The 21,997-nt window shown below is 61.8% G+C and carries 20 protein-coding genes; 11 read left to right on the top strand and 9 right to left on the bottom strand.

Features of this window, described 5'->3' with window-relative positions; translation table 11 throughout:
- Nucleotides 1-24: 24 nt before the first annotated feature.
- Nucleotides 25-981, bottom strand: coding sequence for a LysR family transcriptional regulator (locus tag CAF74_RS00490; protein ID WP_011335300.1), 957 nt, complete (start codon nucleotides 979-981; stop codon nucleotides 25-27).
- A 112-nt stretch (nucleotides 982-1,093) separates the two neighbouring features.
- Between CAF74_RS00490 and CAF74_RS00485 the strand changes: the two genes are divergently transcribed.
- Nucleotides 1,094-1,843, top strand: coding sequence for a sulfite exporter TauE/SafE family protein (locus CAF74_RS00485; RefSeq protein ID WP_085744971.1), 750 nt, complete (start codon nucleotides 1,094-1,096; stop codon nucleotides 1,841-1,843).
- Here the strand turns inward: CAF74_RS00485 and CAF74_RS00480 are convergent.
- Nucleotides 1,833-2,687, bottom strand: coding sequence for a LysR substrate-binding domain-containing protein (locus CAF74_RS00480; protein WP_007955701.1), 855 nt, complete (start codon nucleotides 2,685-2,687; stop codon nucleotides 1,833-1,835). The genes CAF74_RS00485 and CAF74_RS00480 overlap by 11 nt on opposite strands.
- A gap of 97 nt (nucleotides 2,688-2,784) precedes the next feature.
- On the opposite strand from CAF74_RS00480, the gene CAF74_RS00475 reads away from it, so the two are divergent.
- Together CAF74_RS00475 and CAF74_RS00470 are read left to right on the top strand one after the other, a co-directional pair.
- Complete coding sequence (locus CAF74_RS00475) at nucleotides 2,785-3,000, top strand: DUF1127 domain-containing protein (RefSeq protein ID WP_085744970.1); 216 nt, start codon at nucleotides 2,785-2,787, stop codon at nucleotides 2,998-3,000.
- 64 nt (nucleotides 3,001-3,064) lie between these two features.
- Nucleotides 3,065-4,312, top strand: coding sequence for a winged helix-turn-helix domain-containing protein (locus CAF74_RS00470; RefSeq protein ID WP_085744969.1), 1,248 nt, complete (start codon nucleotides 3,065-3,067; stop codon nucleotides 4,310-4,312).
- Here the strand turns inward: CAF74_RS00470 and CAF74_RS00465 are convergent.
- A complete protein-coding gene (locus CAF74_RS00465) occupies nucleotides 4,309-5,655 on the bottom strand; it encodes a class II 3-deoxy-7-phosphoheptulonate synthase (protein ID WP_007955704.1) in 1,347 nt (448 codons plus the stop codon). The two genes, CAF74_RS00470 and CAF74_RS00465, sit on opposite strands and share 4 nt — an antisense overlap.
- A gap of 150 nt (nucleotides 5,656-5,805) precedes the next feature.
- On the opposite strand from CAF74_RS00465, the gene CAF74_RS00460 reads away from it, so the two are divergent.
- Complete coding sequence (locus CAF74_RS00460; protein WP_007955705.1) at nucleotides 5,806-6,561, top strand: spermidine synthase; 756 nt, start codon at nucleotides 5,806-5,808, stop codon at nucleotides 6,559-6,561.
- Nucleotides 6,562-6,564: 3 nt separating this feature from the next.
- On the opposite strand, the gene CAF74_RS00455 is transcribed toward CAF74_RS00460, so the two are convergent.
- Nucleotides 6,565-7,356 (bottom strand): crotonase/enoyl-CoA hydratase family protein, encoded by a 792-nt coding sequence (locus CAF74_RS00455; RefSeq protein ID WP_085744968.1) that lies wholly within the window; start codon nucleotides 7,354-7,356, stop codon nucleotides 6,565-6,567.
- Nucleotides 7,357-7,778: 422 nt separating this feature from the next.
- On the opposite strand from CAF74_RS00455, the gene CAF74_RS00445 reads away from it, so the two are divergent.
- Nucleotides 7,779-9,452, top strand: a complete 1,674-nt coding sequence (locus CAF74_RS00445; RefSeq protein ID WP_085744967.1) for a DEAD/DEAH box helicase — start codon at nucleotides 7,779-7,781, stop codon at nucleotides 9,450-9,452.
- A gap of 77 nt (nucleotides 9,453-9,529) precedes the next feature.
- On the opposite strand, the gene CAF74_RS00440 is transcribed toward CAF74_RS00445, so the two are convergent.
- On the bottom strand, nucleotides 9,530-10,297 hold the full coding sequence (locus tag CAF74_RS00440) for a class III extradiol ring-cleavage dioxygenase (RefSeq protein ID WP_085744966.1): 768 nt from the start codon (nucleotides 10,295-10,297) through the stop codon (nucleotides 9,530-9,532).
- Between the two features lie 102 nt (nucleotides 10,298-10,399).
- Between CAF74_RS00440 and CAF74_RS00435 the strand changes: the two genes are divergently transcribed.
- A complete protein-coding gene (locus CAF74_RS00435) occupies nucleotides 10,400-11,053 on the top strand; it encodes a thiopurine S-methyltransferase (protein WP_085744965.1) in 654 nt (217 codons plus the stop codon).
- Between the two features lie 59 nt (nucleotides 11,054-11,112).
- Here the strand turns inward: CAF74_RS00435 and htpX are convergent, their stop codons facing one another.
- Together htpX and CAF74_RS00425 are read right to left on the bottom strand one after the other, a co-directional pair.
- On the bottom strand, nucleotides 11,113-12,000 hold the full coding sequence (htpX, locus tag CAF74_RS00430; protein ID WP_007955710.1) for a protease HtpX: 888 nt from the start codon (nucleotides 11,998-12,000) through the stop codon (nucleotides 11,113-11,115).
- A 303-nt stretch (nucleotides 12,001-12,303) separates the two neighbouring features.
- Nucleotides 12,304-13,515, bottom strand: a complete 1,212-nt coding sequence (locus tag CAF74_RS00425; protein WP_007955711.1) for a pyridoxal phosphate-dependent aminotransferase — start codon at nucleotides 13,513-13,515, stop codon at nucleotides 12,304-12,306.
- Nucleotides 13,516-13,740: 225 nt separating this feature from the next.
- Here CAF74_RS00425 and msrB point away from each other — a divergent pair, with 225 nt between their 5' ends.
- The 3 genes from msrB (at nucleotide 13,741) to CAF74_RS00410 (ending at nucleotide 15,182) form a co-directional block, all read left to right on the top strand.
- Nucleotides 13,741-14,136 (top strand): peptide-methionine (R)-S-oxide reductase MsrB, encoded by a 396-nt coding sequence (gene msrB, locus CAF74_RS00420; protein ID WP_064383288.1) that lies wholly within the window; start codon nucleotides 13,741-13,743, stop codon nucleotides 14,134-14,136.
- Nucleotides 14,137-14,238: 102 nt separating this feature from the next.
- Complete coding sequence (locus CAF74_RS00415; protein WP_085607138.1) at nucleotides 14,239-14,724, top strand: glutathione peroxidase; 486 nt, start codon at nucleotides 14,239-14,241, stop codon at nucleotides 14,722-14,724.
- Nucleotides 14,721-15,182 carry a MarR family winged helix-turn-helix transcriptional regulator gene (locus CAF74_RS00410; protein ID WP_085744964.1) on the top strand — a complete coding sequence of 154 codons (462 nt, stop codon included), beginning with the start codon at nucleotides 14,721-14,723 and terminating at the stop codon, nucleotides 15,180-15,182. The genes CAF74_RS00415 and CAF74_RS00410 overlap by 4 nt, the downstream gene beginning before the upstream one ends.
- Here CAF74_RS00410 and CAF74_RS00405 read toward each other — a convergent pair.
- Entirely contained in the window at nucleotides 15,166-17,529 is a 2,364-nt protein-coding gene (locus tag CAF74_RS00405; protein ID WP_371857315.1) for a response regulator, read from the bottom strand. The genes CAF74_RS00410 and CAF74_RS00405 overlap by 17 nt on opposite strands.
- 124 nt (nucleotides 17,530-17,653) lie before the next feature.
- On the opposite strand from CAF74_RS00405, the gene CAF74_RS00400 reads away from it, so the two are divergent.
- A complete protein-coding gene (locus CAF74_RS00400; RefSeq protein ID WP_007955716.1) occupies nucleotides 17,654-18,544 on the top strand; it encodes an ATP-binding protein in 891 nt (296 codons plus the stop codon).
- On the top strand, nucleotides 18,541-19,023 hold the full coding sequence (locus CAF74_RS00395; protein WP_011335287.1) for a GAF domain-containing protein: 483 nt from the start codon (nucleotides 18,541-18,543) through the stop codon (nucleotides 19,021-19,023). The genes CAF74_RS00400 and CAF74_RS00395 overlap by 4 nt, the downstream gene beginning before the upstream one ends.
- Here CAF74_RS00395 and CAF74_RS00390 read toward each other — a convergent pair whose 3' ends face one another.
- Complete coding sequence (locus tag CAF74_RS00390) at nucleotides 19,024-21,966, bottom strand: HD domain-containing phosphohydrolase (protein ID WP_085744962.1); 2,943 nt, start codon at nucleotides 21,964-21,966, stop codon at nucleotides 19,024-19,026. It lies immediately after the preceding gene.
- Nucleotides 21,967-21,997 lie beyond the last annotated feature (31 nt).

Raw genomic sequence — 21,997 nt, 5'->3', positions numbered from 1 at the left:
CAATTGTGCCCGGTGGCGAATCGGTCAGTGCCGGCCCAGTTCCCGCTGCAGGGCCAGATCCCACGGCGGCACGGGGCTGAACCGGGTCTTGAGGTATTCCAGCAGCAAGCGACTGCGGGAGCTGGCCTGTTGCTCCAGCCGCAGCGCGTAGATGCCGGTGCTCTCCGGTTTTGGCAGGCCGTTTTCACAGAACAGCGGCAGCAACTCGCCGCGCAGCAGGTATTCGCTGGCCAGCCAGGTCGGCAGATGCGCGATCCCGAGTCCCGCGAGCGCACCGCAAACCAGCGCCTCGGCGTTGTTGGCGCTCATGCGCACCCGCGCCGGACGATGCAATTGCATCTGCCCGTCCTGTTCGAAGCGCCAGGCGAAGGGCGGGGCAAGACCGTCCCAATCCAGACCGTCATGTTCACTCAATTGCGCTGGCTCGCTCGGCACGCCTCGGCGCTTGAGATAATCGGGGCTGGCGCAGGCGATGCGCACCATGCTCGCCAACGGTGTGGCGACCAGCCGGGTGTCGGCCATCTGCCCGGCGCGCAATACCAGATCGACCTTGCCCAGGTTCGAACCGTCCATGTCCACGAAGCTGTCGATCAGATGCAGCTGCACGTCGAGCCCCGGATACAGCACCAGAAAATCGGCAATCACTGGCGCCAGATGCCGGCGCCCGAATGCCGCCGGCGCATCCACCCGAATCAGACCCTCCGGCGCGCTGCTCAGGGACACCGCTTCCGCCCGGGCCAGTTGCAGCTCGGCAACGATCCGTCGCGCCCGTTCGGCAAACGCCAGACCCGCCGGCGTGGCGCGCACCGCGTGAGTGCTGCGGATGAACAACTGGCTGCCGACAGCGCTTTCCAGACTGTCGATACGCCGGGCAACGGCGGACGGCGTCAGCGGATGTCGGCGTGAGGCGGCGGAGAAACTGCCACTTTCCAGCACATCGAGAAACAGCCCGAGTTGTTCGGTCAATTGATTGGGATTCATGAATCAGTTCAGTGCCTATGCGGATTTGGCACAGCCATTGTGCGTTGCTGTGCGTTTCCGTGCCAGCGTCGACTGCGTAGGATGAGTCGCCTGACGTTTGAGGAATTCTGCTGTGATCGAGTTTTTGCTGTACCTGTTGTTTGGCGCCGCCCTCGGCACGCTGGGTGGGATCTTCGGCATCGGTGGTGGCTTGATCGCCATTCCGCTGCTGGGCGTGTGGTTCGGGCTCGATCAGCAGATCGCCCAAGGCACGGCGCTGGTGATGGTGGTGCCGAACGTGATGCTGGCGCTGTGGCGTTATCATCAGCGCAATCGCATTGAGCTCCGGCATGCATTGCCGTTGGCGGTGATGGGATTCTGTTTCGCGTGGATCGGCTCGATCTGGGCCGTGGGCATCGACGCGCAAACCATGCGCATCGGGTTTGTCGCGTTCCTCGTGGCGTTGTCGGCCTACAACCTGGTGCGCATGTTTGGCGCGCGTCCGGCAGCGACTTCCGAGATGCGTTATTCATGGCCGTGGCTGGGCGTGCTCGGCGCGGCGTCGGGCACCATGGGCGGCTTGTTCGGTGTCGGTGGGGCGGTGGTGGCGACGCCGGTGCTGACCAGTCTGTTCGGCACCACTCAGGTGGTCGCTCAAGGCCTGTCGCTGGCGCTGGCGTTGCCGAGCACCGGGGTCACGCTGGTGACGTACGCGGTGCACCACGAAGTGGACTGGATGATCGGCCTGCCGCTGGCCATTGGCGGTCTGGCCAGTATCAGTTGGGGGGTGAAAGTGGCCCACGCAATGCCGGAAAAACTCCTGCGCGGGCTGTTCTGCGGGTTCCTGGTGCTGTGCGCGGTGATGCTCGCCTTTAAAGTTTGAAGCCTTCGACGATGTGCTCGGCCAGGCATTCAGTGATCGGCGACGGATTGTTGAGGTTGCGGATCAGCATGATGCTGGCCTCGGGCAACAGCGGCAGATCTTCGGCGGCGCCGAGAATCCGCAGGTCCGGGGTGATCAGGCTTTCCAGTTGCGCGGTGATCGCCAGACCCGCGCTCACCACTGCCATCAACGCCGACAGGCTGGTGCTGTTGTAGGCGATCCGGTACTCGCGGCCCATCGCGTCCAGCGCATTGCACGCCCACAGGCGGCAGAAGCAATCACTGTTGAACATCGCCAGCGGCAACGGCGTCTGTTCGTGGGCGCTGAAATTCTGCGCCTCGGCCCAGACGAAACGCTCCTTGCGCAGCAACTGGCCAATCTCGTTGCCCGGCTCGCGGGTGACGATCGAAAGATCCAGATCCGTGCGCTGCAGCAATTGTTTGGTCGACTCGCAATGCACTTCGATCTGGATCAAAGGATAGAACTGGGCGAAGCGCGACAGGATCCCCGGCAGAAACCGCATCACGTAATCGTCCGGCGTACCGATCCGCACCGTGCCGACCATGTGCGGCTCGCGCAGGGTATTGAACACTTCGCTGTGCAGTTTCAGGATGCGCCGCGCGTAGCCAAGCAACACCTGACCTTCGGCGGTCAGGCGCACCTGACGCCCGTCGCGCTCGAACAGCTGGCGCTGCAACACGTCCTCTTCCAGACGCTTCATCTGCATGCTCACCGCCGATTGAGTGCGGTTGACCATTTCGCCGGCGCGGGTGAAACCGCCCTGATCGGCAATCGCGACAAAGGTGCGCAGGACATCGGTATCGATACTGGGATATGCCGACAATTGATGAATCTCCGTGATGCATGCCATCAGAAACATTCGTTGGATTGATCGTAGCCCCGGCGCGAGACTTGAGCCATCCCTAAAGGAGGGCAATACGATGAAAGGTCAAAAAGTCTATGTGAGTGATGACAGAGTGCCGGTCCATCTGATTACCGATTTGCTGCACAAGTTTAGTCGCTGGTACGAACTTCACCGCGAACGCGAGTTGCTTGCCAGTCTGAGCGACGAAGCGTTGAAGGACATCGGGGTCAGCCGTGCCGATGTCGAACATGAGTCGGTGCGGCCGTTCTGGGACGATCCGATGCATAAATGATGAGGCCATCGCTACACAAACCCCTTTGTAGTGAGGTAGGTTGCGAGCAGACATGGAGGTACACATGCCCGCGACTCTGTCTTTTTCCCTTAAACAGGCTCGACGTCTGGCACTGGCTGCCCAAGGGTTTCACGGGCGCCAGCCGCCGGCTGTCAAGGCGATGCACGTCAACCGGCTGATCGAACGCCTCGGCCTGTTGCAGATCGACTCCGTCAACGCCGTGGTGCGCTCGCACTACCTGCCGCTGTTCTCCCGTCTTGGTTCCTATTCTGCTGACTTGCTCGACCAGGCTGCCTGGAGTTCGGGGCGACGCCGTTCGCTGTTCGAATACTGGGGCCATGAGGCGTCGTTGCTGCCGCTGTCGATGTACCCGCTGATGGGCTGGCGCATGCAGCGGGCCAGACGTGGTGAAGACATCTATCAGCAACTGGCGCGATTCGGTCGCGAGCAGCAGGACACCATTCGCCGGGTGCTGGCGTCGGTCGAAGAGCAGGGCGCACTGGGCGCCGGCAGCCTGTCGACCCGCGAGGAAAAGGCCGGGCCGTGGTGGGACTGGAGCGCGGAAAAGCACGCCTTGGAATGGCTTTTTGCCGCTGGCGAAGTCACCGTCGCCGGACGCCGTGGTTTCGAGCGTTTGTATGACTTGCCCGAGCGGGTGATTCCGGCTTCCGTGCTGCAGCGGCCATTGCCCGATGAGGCCGAGGCGCAGCGCGGTTTGTTATTGCATGCAGCGCAGGCTCTGGGTGTCGGCACGGAAAAAGACCTGCGTGATTACTTCCGCCTGAATCCCTCTGATGCCCGCCCTCGTCTGGCCGAACTGGTCGAGGACGGGCAACTGCTGACCTGCGAAGTCGCCGGTTGGCGCCAGATTGCTTATTGTCTGCCCGAGCCGAAAATCCCGCGCAAGGTCGAGGCCAGTGCATTGCTGTCGCCGTTCGACTCACTGATCTGGGAGCGCAGCCGAACTGAGCGGCTATTCGATTTCCGCTATCGGCTGGAGATCTACACGCCGCAGGACAAGCGGGTCTACGGCTATTACGTGCTGCCGTTCCTGCACAATGAACGGATTGCCGCGCGGGTCGATCTGCGTGCTGAACGGGCGGCGGGGCGGTTGGCAGTGCATGCGGTGCACGAGGAAGAAACCGGACTGGATGACGCGGGGATGCTGGCGCTGGCGCTGAATTTGCGGCGCATGGCGGACTGGTTGGGGCTTGAGCACGTGCAGCTCAATTGTCAGCGGGAAAGTGCGGGGCGATTGCGGGTGGCGTTGGCTCAAGTCGAAAACGACCGAGCCAACGTCATCGCGATTTAGCGTTTGACCTGTTTCAGCGTCTCGGCAATCAAGAACGCCAGTTCCAGCGACTGATCGGCATTCATCCGTGGGTCGCAGTGAGTGTGATAGCGATCCGACAAGCCGTCTTCAGTGATTGGCCGCGCGCCACCGATGCACTCGGTAACGTTCTGCCCGGTCATTTCGATGTGGATACCGCCGGCGTAGCTGCCCTCCGCTTCGTGAACCTGGAAGAACTGCTTCACCTCGCCAAGAATCTGCGCGAAGTCGCGGGTCTTGTAGCCGCTGCTGGCCTTGATGGTGTTGCCGTGCATCGGGTCGGAACTCCACAGCACCTGCTTGCCTTCGCGCTGCACCGCGCGGATCAGCGCCGGCAGGTGATCGCCGACCTTGTTCGCACCCATCCGTGCGATCAGGTTGAGGCGGCCCGGATCGTTGTCCGGGTTGAGCACGTCGATCAGGCGGATCAGGTCGTCGGGGTTCATGCTCGGGCCGACTTTCACCCCGATCGGGTTGTTCACCCCGCGCAGGAATTCGACGTGGGCGCCGTCGAGCTGACGGGTGCGGTCGCCGATCCACAGCATGTGCGCCGAGCAATCGTAGTAATCGTTGGTCAGGCTGTCGCGGCGCACGAAGGCTTCTTCGTAGTTCAGCAGCAGCGCTTCGTGGGCGGTGAAGAAACTGGTTTCGCGCAATTGCGGCGAGCTGTCCATGCCGCAGGCACGCATGAACGCCAAGGTCTCATCGATGCGATCGGCGAGGTGGCTGTACTTCTCGGCCAGCGCCGAGTTGGCGATGAAATCGAGGTTCCACTTGTGCACCTGATGCAGGTCGGCAAAACCGCCCTGGGCGAAGGCGCGCAGCAGGTTGAGGGTGGCGGTGGACTGGTGATAGGACTGCAGCAGACGCTCCGGATCCGGTACGCGGCTGGCCGAGTCGAAACCGATGCCGTTGACGATGTCACCCCTGTAGGCCGGCAAGGTCACGCCGTCGATGGTCTCGTCGTTGGCCGAGCGCGGCTTGGCGAACTGGCCGGCCATGCGCCCGACCTTGACCACCGGGCAGCCGGCAGCGAAGGTCATGACGATTGCCATCTGCAGCAACACTTTAAAGGTGTCGCGGATCTTCGCGGCGGAGAACTCGGCGAAGCTTTCCGCGCAGTCGCCGCCCTGCAGCAGGAACGCCCGGCCCTGGGTGACTTCGGCAAACTGACGACGCAGCTCGCGCGCTTCGCCGGCAAACACCAGCGGCGGGTAGCTGGCCAGCGTCTGCTCGACCTGGCGCAGATGTGCGGCGTCGGGGTATTGGGGTTGTTGCTGGATCGGCAGGGCGCGCCAGCTGTCAGGGCTCCAGGGTTGGCTCATCACGGTCTCTAAGGTTCTACGCACGGACGGCCATGTTAGCAGCAATTAGTGCGTGACCTGCTCCCGCCGCTTCGCCGACAATCGCCGCTTTGCCACGGCGCCAGATCGGTGCCATCGCGTCACCGCGCCCGGTGACCACCAGGAGACGAAATGACTGAGGAGCGCGTCGAGCTGTTGCTCGCCGAGGTACAGGATGAGTTCGGCGTGATTCGCGTGCTGGAAGTGGCCGACTACCGCTTTCTGGAGTTCGGCGATGCGATCGAGCAAAGCTGCGTGTTTACCGCCGACCCGAGCTGGCTGGAGTACGACTACACCCGGGCGATGCTGATCGGCGCGCTGTGCCACGAGCAACCGGAGAGCGCGCTGTTTCTCGGTTTGGGCGCGGGAACGCTGACCCAGGCCTGCCTCAAGTTCCTGCCGCTGGAAGATGTCGAAGCCATCGAGCTGCGCCCGGACGTACCGCGTCTGGCCATCGAGTACCTCGGGCTGGATGACGATCCACGGCTGTACATCCGCGTCGGCGATGCCCTCGAACTGCTGCCGACGGCTGAGCCGGCGGATCTGATCTTCGTTGATCTGTACACCGATGTCGGCCCCGGCGCCGGGCACCTTGCGTGGAATTTCCTCGGTGACTGTCAGAAGCGTCTGAATCCTGGCGGCTGGCTGGTGATCAACCAATGGGCCACTGATGACGGCAAACCGTTGGGCGCGGCGCTGCTGCGTGGCCTCTATCACCGGCATTACTGGGAACTGCCGGTGAAGGAGGGCAACGTCATTCTGATCGTGCCGGCGGATCTTGATCAGGTGCTGGACATGCAGGCGCTGACCGCCCGGGCTGAAGCGCTGGCGCCGAAGCTGGGTTACTCGTTGCAGACGTTGATCAACTGCATCCGTCCGGCGACCTGATCTTCAAAGGCCTTTGAAAACGCCGGGCCTGCGCTCCACCAGCGAGCGCACACCTTCCTTGGCGTCTTCAGTGGCCAGCAACTTCTTCACCAGCGGCGGCAAGCTCTTAGCCGCCGCAGTTTCACCTTCATAGCGCGCCTGACGCGCCGACATCAGCGTCGCCTGCACGCCCAACGGCGCCTGTCGGGCGATTCGCTCGGCCAATTCGATGGCGCGTGGCAGCAAGTCTTCGCTGGCCATGACTTCCTGCACCAGACCCAGGCGCAACGCATCATGGGCATCAAACTCGTCGCCGGTCAGCAGCCAGCGCATCGCATTGCCCCAGCCGGCGACCTGATGAAAGCGTAACGTCGCGCCGCCGAACGGAAAGATCCCGCGCTGCACTTCCATCTGGGCGAACCGAGTGTTGCTCGCGCACAGGTTGATGTCGGCGGCGAGCATCAATTCGATGCCGATGGTCAGGCAATAACCCTGCGCCGCGACGATCACCGGTTTGCTGACCCGTGGCCCGACGAACACGCCCCATGGATCGCAACCACCGGGCGGCACCTGCCAGCCCTGGGCGAGGGCGGAACTGGCGTTGACCAGATCGAGCCCGGCGGTGAAATGCTCGCCATGCCCGAACAGCACCGCCACCCGTGCGTCGCTGTCGGCCTCGAATTCACCGTAGGCCAGGGCCAGGTCGTTGAGCAGGTCGAGGTCGAAGGCATTGCGCTTGGCGGCGCGGTCCAGGCCGATCAAATGCACGTGACCGTGGCGCGCACGGCTCACGCGGCCGGGGCAGGGCTGATTCATGGGTGTTTCCTCGCAGGGGAAGAAAAGGTGCAGCGACCAGATGCCGCACGTCGGTGAATCGTTTAAGCGCCATCGCCCGCAGGGCCGGGGTCTTTGAAAAATAGACCTTTGCCCGATTATCCGCAAAACCCCGTTACACAGCGGTGACAACTGTATTTCGCCGATAAAAAAAGCTCCCTTTTTGGGCAAATTCCGGTATAGTGCGCGCCGGCCTTTAACCGGGCCGCGTTTAGGTAGCGCAATTCCCCGAAGTCAGCTTCGGCTGCACGTCCGCACTGCGGGCTCTTCCTTGACGATTCTTTTTCATTCATTCGTTTTCGCAAATCCCCGCCGACAAAGCTGCCAGGGCGACTCTTGAGTCTCAACACGGCATGTGCAGCTTTGGAGCATGGGTCTTTGCGGATGCACTTAGAGGCAGACCCATGACCCAGGAAATCGGCGGCTTCGCCGCTCTTGAACTTCATCCCAATATTGTCGCTGCAGTAGTCGCTACCGGCTATGAAGAGCCTTCGGCCATTCAGCAGCAGTCGATCCCGATCATCCTCGCCGGTCACGATATGATTGGTCAGGCGCAAACCGGTACCGGTAAAACCGCTGCCTTTGCCCTGCCTATCCTGCACCGCATCGATCCGTCCAAGCGCGAGCCGCAAGCTCTGATCCTGGCCCCAACTCGTGAGTTGGCGCTACAAGTTGCAACCGCTTTCGAAACCTACGCCAAGCAAATGCCGGGCGTGACTGTTGTGGCTGTCTACGGCGGCGCGCCGATGGGCCCACAATTGAAAGCAATCCGTAATGGCGCACAGATCGTTGTCGCCACTCCGGGCCGTCTGTGCGACCACCTGCGTCGCGACGAAAAAGTACTGCAGACCGTGAACCACCTGGTTCTCGACGAAGCAGACGAAATGCTCAAACTGGGCTTCATGGACGACCTCGAAGTCATCTTCAAGGCCATGCCGGAAACCCGTCAGACCGTATTGTTCTCGGCGACCCTGCCGCAATCGATCCGTGCCATCGCCGAGCGTCACCTGCGCGATCCAAAGCACGTGAAGATCCAGAGCAAGACCCAGACCGTTACCGCGATCGAACAGGCTCACCTGTTGGTTCACGCTGACCAGAAGACTTCTGCCGTTCTCAGCTTGCTGGAAGTGGAAGATTTCGACGCTCTGATCATGTTCGTGCGCACCAAGCAAGCGACCCTGGATCTGGCCAGCGCCCTCGACGCCAAAGGCTACAAAGCCGCCGCGTTGAACGGCGACATCGCCCAGAACCAGCGTGAGCGCGTCATCGACTCGCTGAAAGATGGCCGTCTGGACATCGTTGTAGCGACCGACGTTGCCGCCCGTGGTCTGGACGTTCCGCGCATCACCCACGTTTTCAACGTGGACATGCCGTACGATCCGGAATCCTACGTGCACCGTATCGGCCGTACCGGCCGTGCCGGTCGCGAAGGCCGCGCGCTGCTGCTGGTGACTCCGCGTGAGCGCCGCATGCTGCAAGTGATCGAGCGTGTGACCGGTCAGAAAGTTGCCGAAGTGCGTCTGCCGGACGCCCAGGCCGTTCTCGATGCCCGCATCAAGAAACTGACCAACAGCCTGTCGCCGCTGGTGGCTGACGCCGAATCGACTCACGGTGATCTGCTGGATCGCCTGACCGCCGACATCGGTTGCACCCCGCGTGCCCTGGCTGCCGCTCTGCTGCGCAAGGCCACCAATGGTCAGGCGCTGAACCTGGCAGCGATCGAGAAGGAACGTCCACTGGTGCCGAACAGCGCACCGCGTGGCGACCGTCCTGAGCGTTCCGGTGATCGTCCGGAACGTGGTGACCGCGAGCGTCGTGCGCCAATGCCTTTGGGCGAAGGCCGTGCCCGTTGCCGTACCGCGCTGGGCGCGCGTGACGGTATCGCGGCGAAAAACCTGCTGGGCGCCATCCTCAACGAAGGTGGTCTGGCACGTGAAGCCATCGGTCGCATCCAGGTGCGTGACAGCTTCAGCCTCGTCGAGCTGCCGGAAGATGGTCTGGACAAGCTCCTGACCAAACTGAAGGACACTCGCGTTGCCGGCAAGCAGCTGAAACTGCGTCGCTACCGCGAAGATTGATCCGCCTCTGGGCTGATTGATCGAACATAAAAAATCCCCGACTGGTTCGGGGATTTTTTTTGCCTGCGATTTGGGCATCAGCCGAAGCGGTAGATGTCCATGCCCAGTGCGCCCATGGTGAAACCTTGATGGGCAATGCTGAAGTCGCCGCCAGCGCCGCGGGCAAAGTACAGCGGCAGCAGATGCTCGTCACTCGGATGGCTGCGCACGGCGTTCGGTGCCTGCTGGCGGTAATCGTGCAGGGCGGCTTCGTCGTTGGCGGCGAGCTTGTCGACAATCCAGTCGCGGAAATCCCGGGCCCATGGCTCGACGCTTTCCGGGCCGGCGTGCCAGTCCAGTTCCCGCAGGTTGTGGGTGATGCTGCCGGAGCCGATCAACAGAATGCCCTGTTCGCGCAGACTGGCCAGCGCTTGACCGACGCGGTTCTGCAACGCCGGGCCGCCACGGCTGGGCAGGGAAACCTGAACCACCGGGATGTCGGCTTGCGGGTACATCAGCGAGAGCGGCACCCACACGCCGTGATCGAACGGTCGTTGCGGGTCGAGACGCGCCGGCAGGTTGTTGGCGGTCAGCAGATCGGCAACCTCGCGGGCCATTTGCGGATTGCCCGGTGCCGGATACTGCACTTCATACAGCGCGCGGGGGAAACCGCCGAAGTCGTGCCAGGTTTCCGGTTGCGCGTGGCTGCTGACCAGCAGCTCATGGCTTTCCCAATGGGCGGAAACGATGACGATGGCTTTCGGGCGTGGCAGTTCGGCTGCCAGCCGCGCCAGGGCCGGGCCACTGGCACCGGGCTCCAGCGCCAGCATGGGCGAGCCGTGAGAGATAAACAGGCTGGGAAACATGGAAGGGTTCCTGAGCGTTAAGATGACCCATCTTCAGTCAGTTCATTGATCTAATTCCAATATAAGTTTTAACGTCTTTTGATCGAATTCTTAGGAGGATGCATGCAGCCGGAGTTTTGGCACAAGAAGTGGGAATCGAACCAGATCGGCTTTCACCAGCCTGAGGTGAACCCTTATTTGCAGCGGCACTGGCCTGATCTGGCCATCCCGTCGCAGGCGCGTGTGTTGGTGCCGTTGTGCGGTAAAAGCCTGGATCTGCTGTGGCTTGCCGGCCGTGGTCATCAGGTGCTCGGCGTCGAGCTGTCGGAAAAGGCCGTGGAAGACTTCTTTCTTGAGCAGCAATTGCAGGCGCAGGTGAGCGAGCAGGGCGACTTCAAGGTTTATCGCGCCGGGTCGATCGAGTTGTGGTGCGGGGATTTCTTCTCGCTGACGGCGGCTGACGTGGCGGGCTGCACCGCGTTGTACGACCGGGCGGCAGTGATTGCCTTGCCGCAAGCGATGCGCGAGCGTTATGCGGCGCACTTGCAGGGTCTTTTGCCGACATGCCGAGGGCTGTTGGTGACGCTGGATTATGACCAGTCGCAGATGCCCGGGCCGCCATTTTCCGTAGACGATGCCGAAGTGCAGCGTTTGCTGGGCAGTGTCTGGCGTGTCGAGATGCTGGAGGAGCAGGATGTGCTGGGTGAAAGCTGGAAGTTCGTGCAGGCCGGCGTAACTCGGCTGGAAGAGCGGGTCTACCGGATTTCCGGGGCGTAATCGACAGGCAAAAAAAGGCCCGCATCACTGCGGGCCTTTTCGTTGGTGCGCCGGTTTGATCAGCCGCGACGACGCAGGGCGTCGATACGCTCTTCCAGCGGCGGGTGGCTCATGAACATGCGGGCGAACCCTTGCTTGATGCCACCGTTGATGCCAAAGGCGTTCAGGGTGTCCGGCATGTGCACCGGCAGGCCTTGTTCGGCGCGCAGGCGTTGCAAGGCGTTGATCATCGCGCCGGTACCGGCCAGGCGGGCACCTGCATCGTCGGCACGGAACTCGCGTTTACGCGAGAACCACATCACGATGGCGCTGGCCAGAATGCCCAGCACCAGCTCGGCGAAGATGGTCGCGATGTAGTAGGCCATGCCTTGGCCTTCTTCGTTCTTGAAGATCACCTTGTCGACGAAGTTGCCGATGATTCGCGCGAAGAACATCACGAAGGTGTTCACCACGCCCTGGATCAGCGCCAGGGTGACCATGTCGCCATTGGCCACGTGACCGATCTCGTGAGCCAGCACGGCCCGCACTTCATCTTCCTTGAAACGCTCAAGCAAACCCTGGCTGACTGCGACCAGTGCGTCGTTCTTGTTCCAGCCGGTGGCGAAGGCGTTGGCTTCATAGGCCGGGAAAATCCCCACCTCGGGCATCTTGATCCCGGCTTCCCGGGACAGTTGCTCGACGGTTTGCAGCAGCCATTGTTCGTGGCGGGTGCGTGGCTGGGTGATGATCTGGGTGCTGGTGCTCATCTTCGCCATCCACTTGGAGATGAACAGCGAGAACAGGGACCCGGCGAAACCAAAGACTGCACAGAAAACCAGCAGCTGACTGAGGTTGAGATCAACCCCGTTGGCCGCCATGAACCCGTTGAAGCCGAAAAGGCTCAGGGTGATGCTGGCTATCAGCACGACCGCCAGGTTAGTGGCCAAAAACAGCAGGATGCGCATCATGGTTGTAGAAATCTCCTCAAGCTAAAGATGTAGCGTACTGCGGGGTATATAAGGTGCGGCACCTGGCGATTCAACCGAGTGACTATTTCAAACTGTGTCCTACACCGGATTTGTCGGGCATAGGATATTTCCCACTGCTGAATCCGGTATGGATGACAGGCACACGGCACCCGGTCTCATTGCGTCAGGCACGCATGATTCGTATGAGTCGCAAGTGTAGAAGGTGCTGGAGGAGGGGCGGAGCAGAAGTGTTGCTGAATCAGACAGTGCGCAACGTTCGGGCCGTTGCGCACTGAGCGCCGGTTACTGGCGGTAGGACTTGAGGAAGTTGCCGATACGACCGATGGCCATGTCCAGGTCATCGACCCGCGGCAGGGTGACCACGCGGAAGTGGTCAGGCCACGGCCAGTTGAATGCCGTACCTTGCACCACCAGCAGCTTCTCGGAGAGCAGCAGATCGAGCACGAATTTCTCGTCGTTGTGGATCGGGCAGACTTTCGGGTCGATCTTCGGGAACGCGTACAGTGCGCCCATCGGCTTCACGCAGCTCACGCCGGGAATGTCGTTGAGCAATTCCCAGGTACGGTTGCGCTGTTCCAGCAGGCGACCTTGTGGCAGCACCAGATCGTTGATGCTCTGGTAGCCGCCGAGTGCGGTCTGAATTGCATGCTGGCTCGGCACGTTGGCGCACAGACGCATGTTGGCCAGCATGTCGATGCCTTCGATGTAGCTGTGAGCGTTGTGTTTCGGCCCGGAAATGGCGATCCAGCCGGAACGGAAACCCGCCACGCGATACGACTTGGACAGACCGTTGAAGGTCAGGCACAGCAGGTCCGGGGCCAGCGAAGCGGTGCAGATGTGCACGGCGTCGTCGTAGAGGATCTTGTCGTAGATTTCGTCGGAGAACACCACCAGGTTGTGCTGGCGGGCCAGCTCGAGCATGCCCAGCAGCACTTCCTTCGAATACACCGCGCCGGTCGGGTTGTTCGGGTTGATGATCACCATCGCCTTGGTGTTCGGTGTGATCTTGGCCTTGATGTCGGCCAGGTCCGGGAACCAGTCGGCACCCTCGTCGCACAGGTAATGCACCGCGTTACCGCCGGCCAGACTCACGGCTGCGGTCCACAGCGGGTAGTCCGGCGCCGGCACCAGCACTTCGTCGCCGTTGTTGAGCAGCGCCTGCAGCGACATCACGATCAGCTCGGACACGCCGTTGCCCAGGTAGATATCTTCGATGCCGACACCTTCGACCTGCTTCTGCTGGTAGTACTGCATCACCGCCTTGCGCGCGCTGAACAGGCCTTTGGAATCGCTGTAGCCCTGGGCGGTCGGCAGGTTGCGGATCACATCCTGAAGAATTTCGTCCGGCGCTTCGAAACCAAAGGGCGCCGGGTTGCCGATGTTCAGCTTGAGGATGCGATGGCCTTCCTCTTCCAGGCGTTTGGCGTGCTTGAGCACCGGGCCGCGAATGTCGTAGCAGACGTTGGCGAGCTTGTTCGATTTGCTGAACTGCATGGCGATGTGATCCCGAAAATGAACGATCCAGGCGGCGGGTGGACAACCGTGCTGGGAATCCTGCGTCTTCACACAGGCAAGTGTCTCGAGCGGCGGTTTCCAATAATCCGTTTGAATGCGCAGGAACCCGCTGCCAGACTGGCGTGTGACGAGGCGCAATCATACGTGCCGCCCGATCCGTGGAAAAGGTACAGATCGGGCTTTTTCAGCCGCTGAGGTGTGATGATGGAAAAGATTGAAAAGACCCTGGAAGAATGGCGGGCGATGCTCGACCCCGAGCAATACAACGTGTGCCGTCTCAGTGCTACCGAGCGACCGTTCTCCGGTAAATACAACGCCACCAAGACTGACGGTGTCTATCACTGCGTCTGCTGCAACGAGCCATTGTTTGATTCCAAGACCAAATTCGATTCCGGTTGCGGCTGGCCAAGCTTCTACGCGCCGATCGGCGAGAGCGCCATGACCGAAATCCGTGACACCAGCCACGGCATGATCCGCACCGAAGTGAAATGCGCCAAGTGCGATGCGCACCTGGGCCACGTATTCCCTGACGGTCCGCCGCCGACCGGCCTGCGTTACTGCATCAACTCGGTGTGCCTGGACCTGGTGCCGCGCGAGTAACCGATACGGGCGATCCATGGGTCGCCTTTCGAATAATTAAATTGCACACAATTCAATTGCTCGCTATTTTTGCCGTCTACCCATTTTTCAAGAGTGCGCACCATGAGCGATAACCTGCTGAACATTCCGTGCACCACCATCAAAGGCGAGCAGAAGACCCTCGCCGATTTCGCCGGCAAGGCAGTGCTGGTGGTCAACACCGCCAGCAAATGCGGTTTCACGCCGCAGTACAAAGGCCTTGAAGAACTGTGGCAGACCTACAAGGATCAGGGCCTGGTGGTGCTGGGCTTCCCGTGCAATCAGTTCGGCAAGCAGGAGCCGGGCAACGAGGGCGCCATCAGCGAGTTCTGCGAGCTGAACTACGGTGTCAGCTTCCCGCTGTTCAAGAAGATCGAAGTCAATGGTAACGGCGCGCATCCACTGTTCGTGCAGTTGAAGAAACGCGCGCCAGGCGTGCTGGGCTCTCAGGGCATCAAGTGGAATTTCACCAAGTTCCTGATCGGCAAGGACGGCCAGTTGGTCAAGCGCTTCGCCCCGGCCACCAAGCCGCAGGATCTGAGCCGCGAGATCGAAGCCCTGCTCAAATGAACAGCCTGTCCGCCGATTCGCTGAAGCTCGACAGTCAGCTGTGCTTCAAGTTGTATGCCGCATCGCGGGCGGTGATCCGTGCCTACAAACCGATGCTCGATCAGCTTGGCCTGACCTACCCGCAATACCTGGCGATGCTGGTGTTGTGGGAGTGGCAGCAATCCGCGCCGGAGCAGCCGACGGTCAAGGCGCTGGGTGAACGTCTGGCACTGGATTCCGGCACGCTGACGCCGCTGCTCAAACGTCTGGAGCAACTGCAACTGGTCCAGCGTCAGCGCTCGGCCCGGGACGAACGCGAGGTTCATCTGAGCCTCACGCCGCAGGGGCAGGCGCTGCGTGAACAGGTCGGGCCGTTGAAGGCGCGGCTGTTGTGCGACAGCGGGGTGGATCTGGACCGGCTCAATGACTTGCGCGACGGTCTCGATCACTTGCTGGGGCAGATCAAAGCACTGTCGTAGTCGGAATCCACTGGTCCAGCAGCGCCGCCAGTTCTTCCCGACGGAACGGCTTGGCCAGATAGTCGCTCATGCCCGCTGCCCGGCAACGTTCGCGCTCCTCGGACATGGCGTTGGCGGTCAGGGCGACAATCGGCAGATGCGGCCAGCGCCCGCTCTGACGGATCTGGCGGCTGGCTTCGTAGCCGTCCATCACCGGCATGTTGCAGTCCATCAGCACCAGATCGAATTCGTCGTGTTCCAGCTGATCCAGCGCTTCCACGCCATGGGCGGCGACTACAACGTCGCAACCGAGTTTGCCCAGCATGCCCTTGGCCACCAACTGGTTGACCGGGTTGTCCTCCACCAGCAGCACCCGACCGCGCCGCTGCGACGGCACGCTTTCGAGGCGTGCGCGGTCGATGGTGGTGAGATCCGGCAACAGCGTCCGGCGCAGATTCTGATACAGCGCGTTGCGAGCCAGCGGTCGCGCCTGCTGCTGCAACGGGGCGAGGGCGGCGGCTTCTTCACCCGGCATGAAACTGCCGTAGGCAGTCACCAGCAGAATCGGTGCCGTCATCGCCGGGCGCAGGCCGAACAGGCATTCCGGGCAGTCGGTGATGATGACGTCGGGGGACAGACCGAGCAGCGGGTCGTCGAGGGTTCGCTGCTCGTAGGTCAGTCCCCAGACCGGCAGCAGACTTTCCAGCAGTTCCGCCAGCCCGCTGACCGCGTTGGTGATTGCCAGCACCTTGCCGTGCAACGGTGGCGGAATCACCGCTCGGGTGTGGCAGGGCAGTGGCAGTTCGGCGCAGAACTGACTACCGAAACCCACTTCGGAACTGATGGTCAGGCGCCCCTGCATGGCTTCGCACAGGTTGTAGGTCAGTGCCAGGCCCAACCCGGTGCCGCCGTACTGGCGGGTGATGCCGGCACCCGCCTGGGTGAACGGCTGGAAAATCTTCACCTGCGCTTCCTGGGCGATGCCGATACCGGTGTCGCAGACTTCGATCCGGACGCCGTCTTTCCAGGTGGACAAGCGCACATCGACCCGACCGAAGCGGGTGAATTTCAGGGCGTTGGACAACAGGTTGCTGACGATCTGCCTGACCCGGGTCGGATCGCCGAGCACCAGCGCCGGAAAGTACGGATCGATCAGGCAGGTCAGTTCGACACTCGGCGCCGCGTTCTGCGACAGCAGGTTGGCGGTGTCTTCGATCAGCGAGCCAAGATCGAATGGAATGTGTTCGAGCTCCAGTTGCCCGGCATCGAATTTCGACAGGTCGAGAATATCGTTGAGCAGCTCCACCAATACCTTGCCCGAGTCGTGGGCGATCGACAGTTGTTGCTGTTGTTCGGCGTTGAGCGGGCCGTCGAGCGACAGGGCGATCATCCCCAGCAGGCCGTTGAGCGGGGTGCGGATCTCGTGGCTCATGTTGGCGAGAAACGCCGAGCGTGCCTCGGCCATGTCCAGTGCCGTGCTGCGGGCCACTTCCAGTTCCTGGTTGGACTGGCTGAGCCGCGCGTTGATCGCCTTGAGCTCGGCGGTACGCGCCGACACGATGTCTTCGAGTTGCGCGAGGTAGTCGGTGAGGCGGTTTTCCGCATTGCGCCGCTGCTGGATTTCGGTGGCGATGTTTTCGAACTGCTGGTTGGCAACCTTGACCAGCACGCCGATCTCGTCGTTGGCGTGCCCGCCCGGACATTCCAGGGTCGTCGGCTCGGCGCTGCGCGGGTCGCGGCCGCTGAGTTCGCGGATCACCCGCACCAGCGGTTTGGTCAGCATCACGTAGAACAGCGCGAGCAGAATCCCGGTGAGAATCAGGCTGCGGGCAAACCCGTTGAGCAGCGTGACCTCGGCCCGGCGCAGGAAGCGGCTGCCGAACGCGTAGGTGTCGACTTCCAGTTTCAAGGTGCCGAGGGATTCGTTGGGCAGGTGATCGAGGTAGAGGCGGTCTTCGAACTGGCGTTTGGCGCCGAACAGGAAGTCGCTGATCATCCGGTAGCCGCTTTGCAGCTCCGGGCGTTTGACGTTGGCCAGCACCGTCTGATTGTTGTCGGTCAGTTGTGCGGAAATGATCGCCGGCGAGCGCAGCAGGCCCAGGGTCAGTTCCTGCGCCAGTTCGGCATCGATGTTATAGGCGATGCGCGAGGCCGGGTTGTGGCTGATTTCCAGCAAAGACAGGATTTCACGGTTGATGGACGCGTCTTCACTGGCATAATCGATGCCGATTTGCAGCAGGCTGAGCAGCGTGCCCAGAATGAACCCGACCAGCACGGTAAGCCGGGCCTGTTTGTACGACAGCCGGTGGGTGAATTTGATATCCATGGGGTGTTGAACCACTTCCGTTTCCCTTCGCTGCTCAAGCATAGTCGATCATGCATGGATTCCGGGGTTCCCGAAGCGCCTTGTAACAAGGGCCGGGACTGGTTTCGAACGCTGTGTGTCGTCGCTGCACCGCCATCATCACTGTGAACGAGCCCGAGGAGAAGACGTGGATTCCCGATTGAATGCTTTTCTTGAGCGCGCCGAGTCGGTTCTGGCGCGGATCGAACCACTGCTGCCGGCTCCACGCCCGGTCATCGACTGGGGCACCTGCCTCGCCGCACGCTGGCAGCGTGACGGTCGCAGCGGTTATCTGCTGCCGCTGGAAGTTAGCCTCGACATGCGCTTGTCGGACCTGATCGGCGTCGACCGCCAGCTGGAGCAACTGGGCCGCAACACTCAGCAATTTCTCGACGGCATGCCGGCCAACCACGCGCTGCTGTGGGGTTCGCGCGGTACCGGTAAATCGTCGCTGGTGCGGGCGCTGTTGGCTGAACACGCCAAGGCCGGTTTGCGTTTGATCGAAATCGAGCGCGATCACCTGGCGGACCTGCCACGGGTGGTGGAGCAGATCGCCAAGCTGCCGCAACGCTTTGTGCTGTTCTGCGACGACTTGTCGTTCGAGTCCGGTGAAGGCGACTACCGCGTGCTGAAAAGCGTGCTGGACGGCTCGCTCGAACAGGCACCTGACAACGTGTTGCTGTACGCCACTTCCAACCGTCGTCATCTGGTGCCGGAAAAGGAAAGCGACAACGAAAACTGGAAGCGCGTCGATGGCGAGCTGCATCCGAGCGAGGCGGTAGAAGACAAGATCGCGCTGTCGGATCGTTTCGGCCTGTGGCTGTCGTTCTATCCGTTTACCCAGGAACATTTCCTCAACGTCGTCGAGCACTGGATCGGCCAGTTGGCCGCCAAGGCCGGCCTGAGCTGGGAGCGCGACGAACAGCTGGACATTCTCGCCGTGCGCTGGGCAACCGGCCGTGGCAACCGCAACGGACGTTGCGCGTACCAATTCGCCCGTTACTGGGTGGGACTGAAATTGTTGGAGCACAAGGCATGATTGATTTGCAACAGAGCGGCCAGGGCCTCGAAGGCTATGGCATGTTGGCCGCGCAACTGGAATCGCTGCTGGCGGACGAGCGCGATTTCATCGCCAACGCCGCGCAGTTTTCGGCGTTTCTGTTCAACCAGCTCGATGACCTGAACTGGGCCGGTTTCTACCTCAATCGCAACGAAGAGCTGGTGCTCGGTCCGTTCCAGGGCCAGATCGCCTGCGTGCGCATTCCGTTCGGACGCGGTGTGTGCGGCGCGGCGGCTGCCAGCTTGCAAACGCAACGGGTTGAAGACGTTCACGCGTTCCCCGGCCATATCGCTTGCGACAGCGCATCGAACAGCGAGCTGGTCGTGCCATTGGTCAAGGACGGTCGCCTGATCGGCGTGCTCGACCTCGACAGTCCGAAGCTCGCGCGTTTCGGTGCCGACGATCAGGCCGGGATCGAACAACTGGCGGCGATCTTCCTGCGTCTGACCGACTGCTGATCACGCTGTAAGGCCTGCCTTGAACAGCACGGCCGCTGGGTCCACGGCATCGATCTGCCGTGGATCGAGAAACCGCGTGGCGTACTGCAAGTACACGCCATCGCGGATGAACAGCCCGAACAACTCCGCATCGATGTGCGCCTCGCGGCACATGGTGGCCATGATCCCCAGCGCTTCACTGAGGGACTTGGCCTTTTTGTACGGGCGGTCGGCGGCGGTCAGGGCTTCGAAAATATCGGCAATCGCCATCATGCGCGCCGGCAGGCTCATGTCTTCGCGTTTCAGGCGCTTGGGATAACCGGTGCCGTCCATCTTTTCGTGATGCCCGCCGGCGATTTCCGCCACGCTGTTCAGATGCCCGGGGAAGGGCAGGTGGCTGAGCATCAGGATCGTCTGCACCATGTGGTGGTTGATGATGTAGCGTTCTTCGCGGGTCAGGGTGCCCCGGGGGATGCTCAGGTTGTACAGCTCGCCGCGATTGTATTTGTACGGCGGGACGTCGAGCTTGAAGCCCCACGGATTGTCCTCTGGAATGAGCTCGCCCTCGGCGCGTTTCAGCAGATGTTCGGGCTTGTCTGCCAGCAACGGTTCGGTGGCCGGCAAGGTCGGTGCCGGGGTGCGTGACTGACGCCGGTTCTCTTCCCATGACAGGCCCAGCCGATCATCCAGCGTGCGCGTCCATGGGCGTTTCGCGATGCCTTGCAGGCGTTGCAGGTCGGCCTCGGCCATCGCTTCACTGCCCAGATTGCAGTGGGCGACGAATGCAAAATCATCATCCAGTGCTGTCAGGGTTGCGTCGCGCAGCTCGGCCAGTTGCCGCTCTTCGCCGCCCATGGCCAGGGCTTGCCAGTAGCTGACCCAGGCATCGCGCTTGAGCACTTCGAAGCGGGTGCGGATTTCATGCAGGCGATCGTTCAGGGTTTCCAGTTTGGTGGCTTTGTCGACCACGTATTCCGGGGTCGTGACCTTGCCGCAATCGTGCAGCCAGGCGGCGATGTGCAGGGCCTCCCATTCGTCTTCGTTCGGCTGGTAATCGCTGAATTCCGGTGCCTGACTGGCCGCGGCGGCGTGGGCGAGCATCAGGGTCAGCTCCGGCACACGCTGGCAATGCCCGCCGGTATAAGGGCTCTTGGCATCGATGGCGCCGGCCAGCAGTTGAATGAACGCATCCAGCAGTTGCTTCTGCCGGGCTTGCAGGCGCTGGCTTTCGATACTCACCGCCGCTGCCCCGGACACCGCTTGCAGGAAGGCAATGCGGTCGGGCCGCAGCTTTTCCAGATCACTCGCCGTGCCGCTGTCATTGATCAACAGCACCAGCAGGCCGACGGTCTCGTTGTGCCGGTTATGCAGGCGGATACCGATCAGGTGCACCCTTGGCGACTTCATGGCCAGCAGCACTTTCTGCAGATCGGTGGCCTGTTCGAAGCCCAGATTGCTCACCACCGTGTTGGCGTTCGCCAGTTGCCGGAACCATTCGGGGCTTTGAGTGGCGTCAAGATTGCGCCCCTGAATATCGAACGCGGCCAGAGCTTGGGACGCGCCATCGACCACCAGCCCGTAGGGCTCCATGCGATTGCCGTCGTTTTCGCGCAGATAAATCAGGCCCGCCTGAGCCTGGGCGATCTGCACGGTCTCGAACAGCGCCCGTTGCAGCAGCGGTTCGAAGCGGGTTTCAGCAGTCAGGCTGTCGGTGATCCGAAAGAAGCTGGCCAGGGTGTCCTTCATGCGGGCCATCGACAGACTCAGCTGGTCGACCTCCAGCACCGGTGATCGACGGGTCACGGGAAAATTGAAATCGAAGCTGCGGATCGCATCGGCTTCCTTGACCAGCGCATGCAGCGGCTTGACCAGAATTCGCGAGATCAGCCACCCGAGCGGCAGGCACAACAGCAGGGTGGCCAAGGTGATCAGCGCGCCTTGCCAGCGCATGCGATAGGCATCGACCAGCAACTCGTCCTCCGGCACCAGCAACGCCATCTGCAAACCTTTCGGCCCGCCTTCCTGCAACTGGCTGCGGGCGACAATCCATTGCCGGCCGTCGGCCTTGAGCCGGTTGCCCTGGTGACCGGACAACAAGGCATGCAGGGCGGGGCTCAAGTCGGCAGCCTTGGCCAGACGCGCCGTTCGGTCATCGACGATCAGCCGGCTGCTGTCGGGATAGGCCACGGCGTTGCCGTCGGCGTCGAACAGGACGATTTCCGTGGCCGGTGTCACCACGTGTTTGATCAGGGTTGCGGAGAGCGCGTCGAGGGTCAGGTCGGCGCCGATTACCGCGTCATCACCGCTGCGCCGGGCCAGCGTCGTGCCGACGTTGTGGGTGGAGAAAAAGACGTAGGGTTCGGTGGTGATCTGTTCGGTCTGCTGCCGTGCGTTGATGTACCACGCCCGGCTGCGGGGATCATAAGGATCGTCGGGATTGTCCTGCCGGCCGACCGGGGACAGGGCCTGGTCGAAGAACAGCGACTGCGAATGCGCCTGACCGCTGGCGTCGTGTTCGATGCTCCAGACCTGAAACGCCGCGGCGTCCGGTGCCTTGAGCAGGGTTTTCAGCGCTGGCGTGCGCAAAGGACGGACCATGAAAAAATCGCCGTTGCCATAACCCAGGTACAGCGAGGCCAGGTCCGGGTTGTCCGTCAGTGACTGGCTGAACGGCTTGAGCAGCGCCAGACGCGGTTCGAGGCCGGAAGAGCGGGCGGCGGAGGTGTCCGCCAGCAAGCTCAGCAGGTGTCGAATCGGTTCATAAGTGGCCTGCAGATCAAGGCGCACATCCTGTTCGATGCGGTTGAACAGTTTTTCGCTGCTTGACAGGATGATCTGCGTGGTCTGCCGATAGTTGAACAGACCCAGCACCACCCCGGTGAGCAACAGCAGAAAAGTGAACATGACGCTGATGTGCACATGCAGCGGAAACCGGCGTTGTTCCGGGCGCAGTGGGCTGGGCATTGCGGACTCTCCGTATAGGTAAGCACACTGC

It is taken from the genome of Pseudomonas sp. R45(2017) (assembly GCF_002112305.1).
GTDB lineage: Bacteria > Pseudomonadota > Gammaproteobacteria > Pseudomonadales > Pseudomonadaceae > Aquipseudomonas > Aquipseudomonas paraglycinae.
The sequence above is the reverse complement of the archived record's forward strand: the minus strand, read 5'-3'. Positions and strand labels throughout refer to the sequence as shown.

Excerpts from the sequence above, each read along its gene's own strand:
- CAF74_RS00490 (WP_011335300.1), bottom strand. The coding sequence starts at position 981 with ATGAATCCCAATCAATTGACCGAACAACTCGGGCTGTTTCTCGATGTG.
- CAF74_RS00475 (WP_085744970.1), top strand. The coding sequence starts at position 2,785 with ATGAAAGGTCAAAAAGTCTATGTGAGTGATGACAGAGTGCCGGTCCAT.
- CAF74_RS00470 (WP_085744969.1), top strand. The coding sequence starts at position 3,065 with ATGCCCGCGACTCTGTCTTTTTCCCTTAAACAGGCTCGACGTCTGGCA.
- CAF74_RS00465 (WP_007955704.1), bottom strand. The coding sequence starts at position 5,655 with ATGAGCCAACCCTGGAGCCCTGACAGCTGGCGCGCCCTGCCGATCCAG.
- CAF74_RS00460 (WP_007955705.1), top strand. The coding sequence starts at position 5,806 with ATGACTGAGGAGCGCGTCGAGCTGTTGCTCGCCGAGGTACAGGATGAG.
- CAF74_RS00455 (WP_085744968.1), bottom strand. The coding sequence starts at position 7,356 with ATGAATCAGCCCTGCCCCGGCCGCGTGAGCCGTGCGCGCCACGGTCAC.
- CAF74_RS00445 (WP_085744967.1), top strand. The coding sequence starts at position 7,779 with ATGACCCAGGAAATCGGCGGCTTCGCCGCTCTTGAACTTCATCCCAAT.
- CAF74_RS00440 (WP_085744966.1), bottom strand. The coding sequence starts at position 10,297 with ATGTTTCCCAGCCTGTTTATCTCTCACGGCTCGCCCATGCTGGCGCTG.
- CAF74_RS00435 (WP_085744965.1), top strand. The coding sequence starts at position 10,400 with ATGCAGCCGGAGTTTTGGCACAAGAAGTGGGAATCGAACCAGATCGGC.
- htpX (WP_007955710.1), bottom strand. The coding sequence starts at position 12,000 with ATGATGCGCATCCTGCTGTTTTTGGCCACTAACCTGGCGGTCGTGCTG.
- CAF74_RS00425 (WP_007955711.1), bottom strand. The coding sequence starts at position 13,515 with ATGCAGTTCAGCAAATCGAACAAGCTCGCCAACGTCTGCTACGACATT.
- msrB (WP_064383288.1), top strand. The coding sequence starts at position 13,741 with ATGGAAAAGATTGAAAAGACCCTGGAAGAATGGCGGGCGATGCTCGAC.
- CAF74_RS00415 (WP_085607138.1), top strand. The coding sequence starts at position 14,239 with ATGAGCGATAACCTGCTGAACATTCCGTGCACCACCATCAAAGGCGAG.
- CAF74_RS00410 (WP_085744964.1), top strand. The coding sequence starts at position 14,721 with ATGAACAGCCTGTCCGCCGATTCGCTGAAGCTCGACAGTCAGCTGTGC.
- CAF74_RS00405 (WP_371857315.1), bottom strand. The coding sequence starts at position 17,529 with ATGCTTGAGCAGCGAAGGGAAACGGAAGTGGTTCAACACCCCATGGAT.
- CAF74_RS00395 (WP_011335287.1), top strand. The coding sequence starts at position 18,541 with ATGATTGATTTGCAACAGAGCGGCCAGGGCCTCGAAGGCTATGGCATG.
- CAF74_RS00390 (WP_085744962.1), bottom strand. The coding sequence starts at position 21,966 with ATGCCCAGCCCACTGCGCCCGGAACAACGCCGGTTTCCGCTGCATGTG.